21 protein-coding genes and 1 tRNA gene are annotated in these 13,564 nt (G+C 45.3%); 4 read left to right on the top strand and 18 right to left on the bottom strand.

From position 1 onward, the window contains the following. Positions 1–77: 77 nt before the first annotated feature. The 10 genes from ABGV42_RS24735 to ABGV42_RS24690 all read right to left on the bottom strand — a co-directional run bounded on the left by ABGV42_RS24735 (position 78) and on the right by ABGV42_RS24690 (position 6,252). Complete coding sequence (locus ABGV42_RS24735; RefSeq protein ID WP_095290091.1) at positions 78–395, bottom strand: DUF1292 domain-containing protein; 318 nt, start codon at positions 393–395, stop codon at positions 78–80. A 98-nt stretch (positions 396–493) separates the two neighbouring features. After that, entirely contained in the window at positions 494–1,048 is a 555-nt protein-coding gene (locus tag ABGV42_RS24730) for a copper amine oxidase (protein WP_347384115.1), read from the bottom strand. 229 nt (positions 1,049–1,277) lie between these two features. Beyond that, positions 1,278–1,478, bottom strand: coding sequence for a hypothetical protein (locus ABGV42_RS24725; RefSeq protein WP_347384114.1), 201 nt, complete (start codon positions 1,476–1,478; stop codon positions 1,278–1,280). Positions 1,479–1,578: 100 nt separating this feature from the next. Beyond that, positions 1,579–2,319, bottom strand: a complete 741-nt coding sequence (locus ABGV42_RS24720) for an SDR family oxidoreductase (protein WP_347384113.1) — start codon at positions 2,317–2,319, stop codon at positions 1,579–1,581. A 4-nt stretch (positions 2,320–2,323) separates the two neighbouring features. Continuing rightward, on the bottom strand, positions 2,324–2,938 hold the full coding sequence (locus tag ABGV42_RS24715; protein ID WP_347384112.1) for a TetR/AcrR family transcriptional regulator: 615 nt from the start codon (positions 2,936–2,938) through the stop codon (positions 2,324–2,326). A 189-nt stretch (positions 2,939–3,127) separates the two neighbouring features. Further along, on the bottom strand, positions 3,128–3,310 hold the full coding sequence (locus ABGV42_RS24710; protein WP_095290083.1) for a hypothetical protein: 183 nt from the start codon (positions 3,308–3,310) through the stop codon (positions 3,128–3,130). Between the two features lie 101 nt (positions 3,311–3,411). After that, positions 3,412–3,984: a YdhK family protein gene (locus tag ABGV42_RS24705; RefSeq protein ID WP_347384111.1), complete on the bottom strand. Its 573-nt coding sequence runs from the start codon at positions 3,982–3,984 to the stop codon at positions 3,412–3,414. Positions 3,985–4,198: 214 nt separating this feature from the next. Continuing rightward, the gene (locus ABGV42_RS24700; protein ID WP_347384110.1) at positions 4,199–4,618 is read right to left on the bottom strand and encodes an organic hydroperoxide resistance protein; all 420 of its coding nucleotides are present in this window, start codon (positions 4,616–4,618) and stop codon (positions 4,199–4,201) included. Between the two features lie 161 nt (positions 4,619–4,779). Then, positions 4,780–5,970, bottom strand: a complete 1,191-nt coding sequence (locus ABGV42_RS24695) for an acyltransferase family protein (RefSeq protein ID WP_347384109.1) — start codon at positions 5,968–5,970, stop codon at positions 4,780–4,782. 209 nt (positions 5,971–6,179) lie between these two features. After that, a tRNA-Val gene (locus ABGV42_RS24690) sits at positions 6,180–6,252 on the bottom strand. Between the two features lie 141 nt (positions 6,253–6,393). Here ABGV42_RS24690 and ABGV42_RS24685 point away from each other — a divergent pair. The 3 genes from ABGV42_RS24685 (at position 6,394) to ABGV42_RS24675 (ending at position 7,685) form a co-directional block, all read left to right on the top strand. Beyond that, a complete protein-coding gene (locus ABGV42_RS24685; RefSeq protein ID WP_347384108.1) occupies positions 6,394–6,639 on the top strand; it encodes a hypothetical protein in 246 nt (81 codons plus the stop codon). Between the two features lie 236 nt (positions 6,640–6,875). Next, positions 6,876–7,319 carry a GNAT family N-acetyltransferase gene (locus ABGV42_RS24680; protein WP_347384107.1) on the top strand — a complete coding sequence of 148 codons (444 nt, stop codon included), beginning with the start codon at positions 6,876–6,878 and terminating at the stop codon, positions 7,317–7,319. Between the two features lie 129 nt (positions 7,320–7,448). Continuing rightward, positions 7,449–7,685 carry a DUF3892 domain-containing protein gene (locus ABGV42_RS24675; protein WP_347384106.1) on the top strand — a complete coding sequence of 79 codons (237 nt, stop codon included), beginning with the start codon at positions 7,449–7,451 and terminating at the stop codon, positions 7,683–7,685. An 83-nt stretch (positions 7,686–7,768) separates the two neighbouring features. Here the strand turns inward: ABGV42_RS24675 and ABGV42_RS24670 are convergent, their stop codons facing one another. The 4 genes from ABGV42_RS24670 to ABGV42_RS24655 form a co-directional block, all read right to left on the bottom strand. After that, positions 7,769–8,050 carry a hypothetical protein gene (locus tag ABGV42_RS24670; protein ID WP_347384105.1) on the bottom strand — a complete coding sequence of 94 codons (282 nt, stop codon included), beginning with the start codon at positions 8,048–8,050 and terminating at the stop codon, positions 7,769–7,771. Then, the gene (locus ABGV42_RS24665) at positions 8,044–8,256 is read right to left on the bottom strand and encodes a hypothetical protein (RefSeq protein WP_347384104.1); all 213 of its coding nucleotides are present in this window, start codon (positions 8,254–8,256) and stop codon (positions 8,044–8,046) included. Before ABGV42_RS24665 ends, ABGV42_RS24670 begins: the two co-directional genes overlap by 7 nt. A gap of 145 nt (positions 8,257–8,401) precedes the next feature. Beyond that, a complete protein-coding gene (locus ABGV42_RS24660; RefSeq protein WP_347384103.1) occupies positions 8,402–8,722 on the bottom strand; it encodes a DUF3889 domain-containing protein in 321 nt (106 codons plus the stop codon). Between the two features lie 115 nt (positions 8,723–8,837). After that, a complete protein-coding gene (locus ABGV42_RS24655) occupies positions 8,838–9,068 on the bottom strand; it encodes a hypothetical protein (RefSeq protein WP_347384102.1) in 231 nt (76 codons plus the stop codon). 215 nt (positions 9,069–9,283) lie between these two features. On the opposite strand from ABGV42_RS24655, the gene ABGV42_RS24650 reads away from it, so the two are divergent. After that, entirely contained in the window at positions 9,284–10,186 is a 903-nt protein-coding gene (locus tag ABGV42_RS24650; protein WP_347384101.1) for a manganese catalase family protein, read from the top strand. Between the two features lie 82 nt (positions 10,187–10,268). Here the strand turns inward: ABGV42_RS24650 and ABGV42_RS24645 are convergent, their stop codons facing one another. From ABGV42_RS24645 to ABGV42_RS24630, 4 genes are all read right to left on the bottom strand, one after another. After that, a complete protein-coding gene (locus ABGV42_RS24645) occupies positions 10,269–10,856 on the bottom strand; it encodes a DUF3221 domain-containing protein (RefSeq protein ID WP_347384100.1) in 588 nt (195 codons plus the stop codon). Between the two features lie 101 nt (positions 10,857–10,957). After that, positions 10,958–11,272 (bottom strand): hypothetical protein, encoded by a 315-nt coding sequence (locus ABGV42_RS24640; RefSeq protein ID WP_347384099.1) that lies wholly within the window; start codon positions 11,270–11,272, stop codon positions 10,958–10,960. 181 nt (positions 11,273–11,453) lie between these two features. Next, positions 11,454–12,485: a FecCD family ABC transporter permease gene (locus ABGV42_RS24635; RefSeq protein WP_347384098.1), complete on the bottom strand. Its 1,032-nt coding sequence runs from the start codon at positions 12,483–12,485 to the stop codon at positions 11,454–11,456. A 2-nt stretch (positions 12,486–12,487) separates the two neighbouring features. Further along, positions 12,488–13,543 (bottom strand): FecCD family ABC transporter permease, encoded by a 1,056-nt coding sequence (locus tag ABGV42_RS24630; RefSeq protein ID WP_347384097.1) that lies wholly within the window; start codon positions 13,541–13,543, stop codon positions 12,488–12,490. Between the last annotated feature and the right edge of the window lie 21 nt (positions 13,544–13,564).

Here is a 13,564-nt window from a genome sequence, read left to right as displayed (position 1 = left end):
TTGCTTTTAAAAGCGTGAAAACAAACAAAAGACCCCCTGAAATCAAGGAGCCTCGTTGTCCTATTGCACAAAAAAAGTTACTCTTGTCCTGCGACGAGTTCGTTGTATGCCGCTTCAACGCGGTTCCACTCGGCTTCGTCTTCAATATTGTAGAGCACCATTTCCTCGTCTTCTTCTTCCATACGCAGAATGATGCCGTCAGCTTCAGGATTGTTACGTTCCAGCAGGAGCGCATAAACATGGTTTTCCACGTCAAACGTCTCCACCAAAACCATCTCCACGTCATTTCCGTTCTCGTCTGTCAGAGTCAGAAGAACTTCTTCATGCTCGTGGTCGTGGTCATGGTCGTGACCGCAGCCGCAGGCATCGCCGTGTTCATGTGTGTGATCGCTCATTGATATACCTCGCTTTGTAAATAGAAATTGTGTAACCTTGCATATCGTAACATGTTCGCAAGGCTAGGTCAATTTACTCAGCAACGTTATTTTTCGCTTCATTCGTTTAGTGCGGTAATGATTTTCTCTGCCACCAGAACGTAGCTGCTGTTTGCATTTTCTTTAATATGAAAACCTACCTGGTATTTGCCTGCACGGCTGAAATCATACGTAAAATCGTAGGTCCGGAACCAGAAATTATCTTTCTGGGTTTTGAGCTCCTGGGACTGAATATCCTTCACCTGACCACTCGGATTGGTAATCGTCACCTTCACTGCAGCCACGTCCGTTGTTAAGCTGTCCACTTGGGAAAACACATTGAATTTCAATTTGCCAACGTTCACGTTGCCAAATGCGGTGTCTCCCTTAAACAGAAAAATATGTACATTCGGCTTAATCACCGTTACTCGCTTGTTGCTGTTATCCCATTTGGCAATCCCGCCTGCTTCTCTCACAGGTACATAGGTCGTTCCATCAATCAGGTAACCTCCATCAGCTGCTTCCTTGCCGTTAATGAGCACCCGAATCTTTTCGTTTACGGAATCCGCAAACAATAAAGACCCGCCGAGCAAGGAGAATACCGTGACACACAGCAATATTCTTTTCCATTTCATTCCGTCAATATTCCCTCCCCTGCTGCAAGCTGTTGTACATTTATACTGCAGGTTCAACTACAAAGTTGCGCTGTTTTTCATCATTTTTCATTTTTTATCCAGAAAATTTCCCACCCCTTGGAATGTGCAAAAAGAGGCCATTCTCATTCGAGAACGCCTCTGAAGTATAGCTATTGTAAAAACGAGCTTATACGAATTCTTCCTGGGAAACTTCAGCCTGAAATGATGACTAGGAAGTCGTGTGCCGAGTCAGGATGCAAGGAACGCCTTTTCCTACCGCTCCTGCCGTCCGCATGCGCGCAGCGTATTCCATGCCTCGCGTACAGGGTGTCTTGCAACGCTCGCATACATCTGAAGTGACCAATTTCATGGATACACGAAGTTTGTCACTCTTCAACGCTGCTGCTTTTTTACCTTTTGCCTTTGCCATCCCGGATTCCCCATTTCCGCAAGTGCTTACTGATGTAGTGCATCATATGGGGATTCGCCCGGTTTGGTGTCAAAGCCGTACAACTATTCCTGCATAAAAGTTAGATAAAACCACCGTTTACGCGCAAGGTCTGTCCGGTGACCCACTGCGATTCAGGGCTGACAAGAAAAGAGATGACGCTTGCAATGTCTTCCGGTTCGCCCAAGCGACCGAAAGCATTCATTTTGCGCAGCCCTTCCAGCTGCTGATCCGTCTTACCAACGGAAAACAGTTCAGTATTGACCGGACCAGGCGCTACCGCATTAATCGTAATCTGTTTGGTGCCAAATTCTTTTGCGAGTTGTCGTGTAATTTGCTCCACTGCACCCTTGGTTCCTGCGTACACACTATATCCCGGAAACATCTGACCATTCACGGAGGTGGAGAAATTCACGATTCGTCCTTCGCTCTCCATGGTTTTCAGCGCTTGTTGACAGGCAAAGAATGTGCCCTTCACATTAATCGCAAATTGCTGGTCAAACTCTTCCTCGGTAACTTCCGCCAAAGGTGTCGTTTTCATCACGCCAGCGTTGTTAATCAGAATATCCACTTTGCCCAGCTGCTTAACGGTTTCGGCAAATAAGTGCTCCACGTGATTCTTCTGTGCCAGATCTGCCTGGACGGTGACGGCACGGACACCCTTTTCCCGAACAAGTTCTGCCACTTCTTCAGCCTTGTCTGGACTGCTCGCGAAGTTTATGACGACATCTGCTCCAAGCTCGGCGAGCTGCAGCGCTATAGCCCGTCCAATTCCACGCGATGAACCTGTGACGATGGCGACTTTACCGGATAACTTTTTCATGAGATTACTTCCTCCCTGTATTCAAATGAAATACACCTTGCTCAATTAACAGCCATATCTGCTCAAATTCCTCATGGATGGTCTCACTATGCCATTCATACGCATGTGCAGGATGATGAAAGCGGGCCGTTGCGTGTAAAATCCCTGCAGCAACCTTCTCCGGTCTCGGAAAACGAAGCTGCTGATCCCGCTGGATAATCTCGGATAGATGTTGTGTTAACTGCTCCACATGTTGGTAAATAAGTTCTGCTGATTCCTGTGTAACCTTGGCATACATTTCAAATAACGCTGTGTCTGATTCTGCATAGTGACGTTTAAGATGAATCAAGGTTTCGATATATTTTTTTAGATGTTGTATTCCTTCTCCAGCATCAGGCTGCTCGCTTACGACCTTGGCAAGGGGAGCGATAATCTCATCTTCCAGCCACTGTGCCGTTACGCCTTCGAGCAATTCCTTCTTGCTCGCATAATGCCTATAAATGGTTCCATGACTGACCCCAAGCAATTTGGCTACATCTGTAACGGAGGTCTTGGCAGCACCAAACCGCCTGATGGTTTCCTGCGTGGCTGTAATGATCTGCTCTTTGGTTAAAAAATCCGAAGTTTTGTCTTTGGTCATATCCTTGGGATGGTTATGGCTTTATGGCTAACCTCCCACTTGTCACCTCCATCGTAAAGTTAGATTATCATAGTTTATAACAAATGACAAATATTGATTTTTGTCATTTGTTATCAATCGTCATTCGTTTATTTTAACAAAGCAAAAAAGAGTCCCAGCAACGGACTCTTCATCTAGCCGCTATTTTAATTAGAAAACATACTTAAACAGTAAGAATAGGACAACTAAAATCCCTCCAAGGATCAACCAGTTGCTGATTTCCCACCAAATGCCCTTACCTCCACCAGATATAAGCTGTTGTTCACGCTCTTGGTGACGCTGGCTGTGTGTTTCTGTCTCTGAGGCATGCGGTGGTTTGCTAAAATCCATCATATACATTCCCCTTTCCAGCAGCTATTTCCCGCCTTCAAGTTCCATTATAACCCAGAATTGAGTTGAAGAATTAATGAATCTCTCATCGTGGATACTGTCATCTATTCAGCGGATAACTCATCCTCTGTAACCCACTTGTGATTTTTCACCGGATCTCCTCCAGTTGTCGGGATGTAATCTACCATATACACTGTCGTCTGTTCAGCGGAATCAATGGTGGCTATCGCCCCTTTCATACCGATCATGTGGTCGGCTTCCAATACAACCTCTGCACCAACTTTATAGGGCTCTTTGTTGTGCTCCTTTATTTCCTCGTGGATCACCCACTTGTGATTCTTCACAGGCTCTCCCCCCGTTGTCGGTGTATACGTAACAGCATAAGCGGTCGTTTCATATGCTCCGGTGATTGTTGCTTGAGCCCCTTTCATACCGGGCATATGGTCGGCACTCATCATGACCTGGCTGCCAACAGGATAGGTAGGATCAGCCATTTCCTTAAGTCCATGTGGCAGCTCACCCGAATCCGAATGATGCATTTCTCCTGTAGCCGCTGTATGAGTATCATTGCTGCCTCCACTTCCATTGCTGCTATTCTGTTCCGCATTTCTACCACAACCACTTACCATCAGGCTTCCGGTGATTAGAAGAGTCATCATCATTACGTACTTTTTCATGTCTGCACTCCTTTAAATTATGATTCTGAATATCTACAATATACCCTATACGGGTATATTTCAACCTTCATTTCTTACCCTCTAGTGGCCAAAATAAAAAAACACCTTCAACTTTGGCGTATCCTCTTTTGTACAGGGATCGACATTTGAAGGTGTTTTCTGTCTTCATCTTAATCAAGCATCATTTCATAATATAAATTTGTAGTATTTAAATTTACGCCAGCTCGAGAGTTACATTTACATTGCCTTTGATACCTTTGGAGTATGGGCAGTAATCATGAGCAAGCTTGACAAATTTCTGCGCTGTCTCTTCGTCCAAACCCTCGATTTTAACTTCCAGCTCCACTTCCAACTTCACTCCGTTGTCCGAAGGATCCGTAACAAGCATAACGGTTGCAGATACGGTGCTTCTCTCAATCTCCACATTGTGTTTCTTCAATTGAAATTCCAAAGCTGAGTTAAAGCATGCACTGTATCCCGCTGCAAACAACTGCTCTGGATTCGTAGCCGTTGTCACTTTGCCACCAAGCTCCGGTGGTGCAGCTACATCCAGCATAAACACGTTATCTGGTGATTGCACAATCCCTTGACGTCCACCTGTATTGATTACTGTCGTTTCATATAATGTTTTCATGTTGTATATTCTCCTCTTCATCATTGAATTTTATTTGATAAAATAATCTAGTTTACTAATTGTTTACAATTTGATTGTACACAATTTAATTGCGTTTGTAAACAATTATTTTATTATAAAAAAAGAAGCCACCATTTTGGCGACTTCTTAACTTCGTTTTCTTATTTCATTGCCTCTGAGCCCGAAAAATCAGTTGAAATTTCCACTTGCGCGCGTGTCGGTCTTGGTAATGTTGCAACCACTCGCTTACCCATGGAAATAAACGGCTTTTCGATATACAGATAAAGGACATATGATAAAGTTATTGTTATAACCAGCAATGATACAAAAGATAGCCCTGCTGTAAGGAGCTTTGAATAATTTAAATCGATGAAGAATTTTATTATGAAAGGCATTATTATCATATGCATCAAGTAAAGTGAATATGAAATGTCAGCGCCGAATTTAGACACTTTATTCGAAAGGAGTCCTCCAATTAATGAAATAATTGAATATATACTTCGTGGCAAAACAAGCTTCAAGTTCTCGTAGAACATTAAGAAGATGAGCCCGATAGATAAGATAACTGTTAACTTGTCCTCCACCGCAAGAATAATGCACCCGTTAAAAGCAACAAATCTCCATCTAAGTTTTTTCAAGGCTGCCGCCGCAACCATCATACCCAAGATAAACACAGGCATTCTAAAGAAAAGGGCAGCCGGCATATCAAAATATGATTTTAAATAGTTAAGTGATAAAACTGATACTATAACGGAAATAACGGTTATCACACTAAATCTCAAACTTGCTTGTTTTCTAAACAGGACAGCAAAAATTATCGGGAATATAACGTAAAATTGCATTTCAAGTGATAAACTCCATGCTACAGATAGTATAGTACTGTCCTCGTGAGGTATCAGCCCATGTATAAAGAGTAAATGAGAGAACATACCGACCAATGTTGGCGTTTCTAATTTGCTCTCATTACCAAAAACAGTAATCGAACTACCGGTAAAAAATTCCAATATTTCTTCCCTTAATAAATACATATTTTCAACAAGGAAAAAGGCAGCAATTATAGCAAGAAAGTATATAGGGTAAAGTCTGAAAAATCTTCTCAAAATAAATTTTACTCCTGTGGACGCCTGTTGAAATGGTTCTCTTTCTTCCCTGAGAATGTAGTGGTAAGTCATTAAGAAACCAGTTATGATCATGAAGCCATTTACAGCTATTATGGGCTGTTGTAGTAGACTCGAAATAAAAGGAATATTAAAGAAATTTGTGCCCCCAATAATGATGTAGAAGTGCCCACAAACAACCCATAATGCTAGTAAAAACCTCAAACCATCCAATACACTGGTATTCAACTTCATTACCCAGCACCTCTCTATCCACTCGTCTTATGATACATAATGTATCATTTATTATTTGCTTTGATCAAGCACAATAATCACTGAACTACATAAAGAGCCCTAACCGATTAAGAAAACGTTAATGTTAAATGTACGGAACCCCTTGGACACTATAAAAATTACTTCCACACACAAGAAAAAAGCCCTTGCTACGCAAGGACTTTTCGTTATGATCTGTAGTGGGCTCGAACCACTGACCCCTACCCTGTCAAGATAGTGCTCTCCCAGCTGAGCTAACAGATCATGATAACCTATTCTGTTCGAATGAAGTAACAGTATCATACCAAGTAAACGCGTACAATGTCAATGGTTTTATTGGTTATATTTGTGGAGATTGGAGCACACTAATGGAATGATTACCATTTCGACAAAGAGGTGACTTCCATGCCATATGCAAAATCCCACAAACCGCAGAACCATATCAAAAAATTGGGCTTCATTCTTCTCCTGATGCTACTCATTCTCGTGATTTCCGGCTGTACCCTGAAGCGGGACGAACATACCGTCCAATTTCAACAACTTCAACAACCGAATGAAACGGATGATCTGCCCGTTTGGCTGGATGTTTATTCGAAATCCGTTCATCAGGAGGTCTACTCACCCCAAGGAAAGAGTGAACTTTTGCCCTGACCTACTGCCATTTCTCACTCATCCTCATCCCACTTCCTGGAGTAGGCTTTTTTGGTTACGTAATATAATAAAGCAATCATTCCGGCGGACATCAAGAGTGTGATCGTCATAATTCCCGCCATACCCATCTCCTCAGCTCCTCTCCCAGTATGTTCCAGACTCAACTATACAGGAAAAGCATTTTTTTGTATAATGCAGTCTGATATGTCGCTCAAGAGCAGAAAGAAGGAATGGAATTGGCAGCCGAAATTAGTTATGTAACGACCGATGAACAACTCCAGCAAGCATTGGGCATCCGTCATGACGTTTTTGTCATTGAGCAGCAGGTGCCTGCCGAGATTGAAATTGACCAATTTGATGTCATCAGTCCTGATGTACATCATGTGTTATTAAGTACAGACGGACAGGCTGTAGCTACAGGTCGACTTATCTATTACAGTAAGGATACAGCCAAAATGCAGCGAATCGCTGTGCTTCAATCTTATCGGTCATTCGGTTATGGACGTGTTCTCCTGTTGGCCATGGAAGAACGGGCACGCGAACTTGGCTTGGCTTACGCTGTACTGGATGCACAATGTCAGGCCCAGAAATTTTATGAGAAACTGGGATATGAAGTGATTTCGGAAGAACCTTTTTATGATGCCGACATTCTGCATGTACGCATGAGAAAAACTCTGTAAAAACCTATCTTTCGGTGGATCCACGTGTTCTACAAATGTTCTACGATGTCATGCATACTTATCCTGGATTCGGACAGGCTAAAGAGGAACTCAGATTCTCATTTCGCCAGATAAGGAGAGTGTGACAGTATGAATCAAACTACACGTGAGAGCTTCACAGCAGTACAAAAAAATGGTGACGGTGATCTGACTGGCTTTCAAACCTCAACTGGACGCATACTGGATTATCAACAAGCGCTGGCAGAAGTACAGGCAGGAGCCATTGCTGGTGTAAACGTGTTTAAAGGCAGGGACGGGGAAATGTACATTCGCGGCGACGCGGACGGCGACCCGACCAACAATCTGGATCAACTCCCTACTTTCTGAATAGATGAAGCTGTGCAACCTAACGCAGCAAACGCCAATCCGGGATCCCGGGTTGGCGTTTTTATTTCCCAATAGGGTTTTCCCTAGTATTCCAAAAAGTATTTCACGGCATCTCCGGCAGGCTGACTCTTGCGAACGGGTTGCGGCTCCTGTTCCCATGCCTGCAAGATCTGTATTCCTTCCAACGAAGACTTATTCGCCCAGTTAATATGCTGCCTGCGCTCCAGTTCAAGCAATGATTCGTGAATGAGAGCTCGGCTTCGCCCCGTCTTGTTCTCCAGCTCATCCATTCGGGGCATACGTCGCCGCTGTCCGGCATAATTAACGATAATTCGTAAAATCTTCCGTTCAAAATCGTTTAACATATTCCTGCTTCCCCTTCCTTATGAAGTATGGGACGCCATGCCAGAATACCTTGCTCCAGAAATGTCCGGGGTGCTCCATCTGTTCCTGCGGATGCTCTGATTCTCCCTTCTCGCACACTGTTAATTCGAATCTGACGCTGCGTAATATGCCCTGCACGATCCATGTACACGAGTTCCACCATCTGGCCAATATATTTTCCCAGCATAACCATCCCTCCAATAAGAACATTTGTTTGTGTTATCTATTATATGCGAACATAAGTTCTTTATTCAATGACTAAAAAAAGGATTTTTATACAACAAAAAACCAGACTTCTTCCCTGATCAGAGAGATGCCTGGCTTTTTATGGTTTAGTGTCGATCCGATTCACTGAATTGCACCTTTTTTAACTGCTGCGTAGACGGATTAAAATCAACATTGACATACACAGCAAACTCTTTGCCGTCTTTGCCCCGCACCCATAATTTAAACTGCTCCCGGGATTGATTGGCTGTCAGCGATGTACGTCCAATATGCTTGTAATCCAGAATGTCCACATTATACTTGGTCTGCGTTTCTTTAACCGCAATGATTCCCCACTTCGCATAATCTGGAATGGGTGCTCCAGAAGTGGTGGCTAGTCCGGTCAAACTCAGCATAATCGTCATTAATGTAACGATGAGTATTCTCATATCATTCACTCCTTGAGGCTTGTTTCCGTTAGCCTGCCCCTGGGAGGTTTATTTTACACCATCAGTTGAATAATTAAGCTTATAGGTTGATGCACCCAGCGAACGATCTGAATAATCAATTGATGCCGATCCAAGAGAGAGTTGAAGCTTGCTCCCCAGTCGCCTGACAATAAATTACTGGTGGGGTCCGGATCGGACGGTGCATCCAGCCCATACTTTTTTTTAAGGCTTCCCTCGTTTCTTGATCCACTTCGACTTGATGATGAACATAAGCTGAGACCTGCTCCACATGAAGAAGTAAAAGTATACCTATCGTAAATACAGCGATAAGCCAACGTTTAAGCAAAACTTGTCCTCCTTTTCATTGCCCTCAGCGAAAATCCCCAATTACTCTAATTGTAACCCTAATACATCCCCAATGGAAACTAGATCCTGAATCGGATATATACATCTTTAGCCCCAAATATGATAAATATGGTTTGATTCTCCCATTCTATGTGTAATAGGCCTTGATAGACTGAAGTATGATCTGAACACCCATTTCGAGGAGGTTATATTCGAATGTTCAAACGAATGGATGAAATCCTGATTGAAATTCCCAAAGTCGAGAAGCCCGACCCCAATGCAGCCGCATCCATACAGGAACTGCTAGGCGGCAAATTTGGAGAAATGTCAACGTTGAACAATTACCTCTATCAGTCGTTTAATTTTCGCTCCAAGGAAAAATTGAAACCCTTCTACGACCTCGTCATGAGTATTACAGCCGAAGAATTAGGTCATGTGGAACTGGTGTCTCACGGGATTAACCAGTGTCTCAGAGGTTCTACCGCCTACAAGGAACCCGATGACACACCTCTCGGTTCCGTAAAGGATGCACGTCTATCCTATCACTTCCTTGCCGGAGCACAAGGTGCGATGCCTTTCGACTCCATGGGCAACCCGTGGACCGGGGCAAATGTGTTCAACAGTGGGAATCTGGTCGAGGACCTGCTGCATAACTTTTTCCTCGAATGCGGAGCACGTACACATAAAATGAAAGTTTACGAAATGACGGACCATCCTGCTGCCCGGGAAGTCGTTGGGTTCCTGCTTGTTCGCGGCGGCGTTCACGTCGTGGCCTACGCCAAAGCACTGGAGATTGCAACCGGAGTGAACGTGACCAAGCTGGTTCCTATTCCTTCATTGGACAACAAGGCGTTTACCGAGGCCCGAAAATACGAAGAAAAAGGCGTACACACAAAGCTGTACACCTATAGCGATAAAGACTTTAATGCTATCAGCCAAATTTGGAAAGGAACGCATCCTGAAGATGGACAACCCCTCGAGGTCATTCAAGGTGTTCCAGAAGGCTTTCCGATTCCGGAAGCCCCTGCGGTGGAAGAAGAATTCGCCCCAGGCATTTCACATGAGGACTTCGCGGAAATTGCACGCCGCCTGAAAATGGCAGGGAATATTGCGGATTAATACGCCTGATCATGACATCACAACCAAAGCCCTCGAATCTTGCTAAATAAGCAGATCGGAGGGCTTTAGTTTGTTTTATGCTTCATTTACTTTTCTGATCTTGCACTTGTTCTACCGGCTCCACGTCCTGAACTTCGAGTTCAAGCTGGGCCTGATCATGATGTGCTGACTTCGCATCTCGCATTCGCACTGTCCAAATTCCTTTATCGGCATGAAATTCAACGTCTTCAATGACCGGCAAACCTATTTCCTTACCATCAGTTAAATAGAGTCCGCCACGAATCGCATCTGCCTCACTGATCTTCGCGCCATTAGGTGTTGCCGCAGTATACTCGGCAATGGACTCTGCTCTTGCCCGACCTGGATAAGGCTCATTTTCAGGACTTCCATCCGTCCAGACTTCAACATAAGTACCGAGCTGAGTATCCGGTACATTGGAGAACCATTTTGCCGGGTAATACAGACTGTCTCCTCCATTCGCGCTCAAGTCCTCATATTCGGGATTCACAACAAGGATGGAGTCCTCTTTGCGATCTACCACATAACCCGTAAACCCTTTCTCTCTTGGAGCATCCGCTCGTGGCTGTACCCCTTCCTTCTGAACCTCTCCCAAACAGCCTGTAAGACTTATGATCACAAGCAACATAAGAACACTAACCCGACTTGCCACAGCAGTTCCCCCTCTAATGACAACATGTGCTGCAATCTATTTCTTCTAGAATAGACGGCATCTCACTACCCAATGTTGCAAAAAAAGAGAATAACCACCCTTCACTTTCTTTGGGACCTTTTATACCCATACCTTCCCCAGATGATCAAACTTGCACAACATAGAAGAGCACAGTAGCCCCAGGCAAACAGCATGGCGATCCCCAGCCCGATATTCGCATCCAGTCGCTCATCGGTTAACTCGGTATAAAAAGCAAAGCCCAAAGGCACCGCCCCCACGATAAATAATACGGCCATCAAACCGCCCCAACGTCTAAATATCGGCTTTTGATCCGAATGCGAAAGCTTCTTAATGCCTCGATACAGGATGACCAGAATCAAAATGAATATCAGCCACGTGCCTAGAATTTGCGTCATCGTGTCCGCCTCCTTCGAATATAATCCCCACTTATCGTTGTAGAAAAATTGGCTTCCTGCTTATCCATTATATTTCGCCCTTCTCCGGTACATTAATCACATCCATATCTATTAAAACAAAAACGCCTTCGTCCAGCTCTATGCGAGCCAAACGAAGGCTTCTGTTACAATGTGAATGACCCTATCTGGATCTGCTCAAGAGATACAGGAAGTATGGCGCACCGAGAATTGCAACCAAAATTCCGGCCGGAATCTCGGAAGGCTGCAGAATGACACGGCCCAGCGTATCCGCAATGAGAACAAGAAGTGAACCGACCAACGCGGATGCAGGCAAAAGAAACTGATGTTTCGGACCCACAAGGCGTCTAGCCAGATGTGGTCCGATCAGACCAACAAAACCAATCCCGCCACTGACCGATACGCAAGATCCGGCAAGACCAACGGCAGCTGCCAGCAGGATCAGCCTTTCACGTTCAACCGGCGCACCCAAACCACTCGCTGTCTGATCCCCGAGGTTCAGGACATTCAGTACACGCGCCTTATACAGTACAAGTGGCACTAAAATAACGAGAAATGGCAGCAATGCGGTTACGAACTTCCAGTTTGAACCCCAGATACTTCCAGCCATCCATGTAGCTACAAACTGATACTTTTCGGGGCTAAGCCGAAGTGTCAGCACGATCATGGCTGAGCTGATCCCAGCAGCCACACCAATCCCTGTTAGCAGCATGCGGGTGGGCATGATGCCCTCTCCCTTTTTATACGAAAGGACATAAATGAGGAAAGCAGCAAAACTGGATCCGACTAAGGCAAGAATCGGGAGCAGAAAAACCGGTGCTGACGTTGTTGTAGGGAAAAAGGATACAAATAGCATAACAACGAGCCCGGCACCTGCGTTAATCCCAAGTATCCCTGGGTCCGCCAGTGCGTTGCGGGACACACCTTGCAAAATACATCCGGACAAGGCAAGCCCGGCACCAACCATGATTGAAATTACAATCCGGGGCAAACGGAACTCAAACAGGATTAGCTCCTGCTTCGGTGTTCCCCCACCGAATAACGTACGAAGCACCTCAAAAGGGGTCAGCCTCGTGAACCCCGTGTTCATGCTGATAATAAATGCTGTAATAATCAACGCACCAAGTACAATCATGACAATGGTGCTTTTCGTTCTCTTTTTGCGCTCAGCACCAGCGAGAGTTGAGGATCCCATAATTACAGAGACCTCCTTTCTTTACGGGCCAGATAGAGGAAGAACGGTACCCCGATCAGGGCAACCAGAGCACCAATTGGCGTCTCGTATGGTGGATTGATCATCCGTGCAGCTAGATCGGCAAACACCAGCAGCAAGCTGCCCATGACGGCTGAACATGGAATGATCCAGCGATAATCAACCCCGACGATTTTACGTGTCAGATGGGGGATGATAAGGCCAACGAAGCCTACAGCGCCAACCACGGATACAGCCGTACCCGCTAGAATAAGCACAACGATCAGACCAATCAGTTTGATCAGGCCAGTACGCTGTCCCAGTCCGACGGCAATCTCCTCGCCGAGACTAAGGAGCGTAATGGAACGGGAGATAATCAAACCTGCAATGAGTGCAGCCAGGACCCAGGGGAACATGACCTCCAGCTGAGACCACTTGGTACCCGCAACACCGCCCGCTGTCCAGAAGGCGAGATCCTGTCCAATTTTGAAATATAACGCAATCCCTTCACTCAGTGCTGACAACATGGCAGATACCGCTGCTCCTGCCAACACAAGTCTAAGCGGCGTAAGACCCGATCTGGATGCCGCTCCGAATCCGTATACAAGGAGTACGCCCAGCCCTGCCCCGATAAAGGAATACATAATGATATACATGTACGGCATGCCAGGGAAGAAAGCGAAACATACAGCAAGGGCAAATCCCGCACCGGAATTCAGGCCAAGTAAGCCCGAATCCGCGAGCGGATTGCGAGTCATCCCCTGCATGATTGCACCAGCTACCGCGAAGCAGGCACCGACCATCGCCCCGCCAAGAATACGCGGCAATCGAATTTCCCAGATAATCTGATGCGGAGTAAGATCCGGATTAAAGTTAAAGATGGCTTGCCAGACTACGCCGAGCTTAATATCTGCGGCACCAAAAGAAATGGACAAGGCCATACCCAGGGCGAGCAGCACAAGACCACCCGTCAGGATCAAGGTAGCAGCCCAGGGACGAGTATGTATTTTGGCTGTCGGAGATTCCGTATTATGACTTGCTGATGAAGCCTTCGAACTCATATGCGCCCACCCTTGTTATGA

The organism is Paenibacillus pabuli, assembly GCF_039831995.1.
GTDB lineage: Bacteria > Bacillota > Bacilli > Paenibacillales > Paenibacillaceae > Paenibacillus > Paenibacillus pabuli_C.
This window is presented reverse-complemented; position numbering and strand designations above follow the sequence as displayed.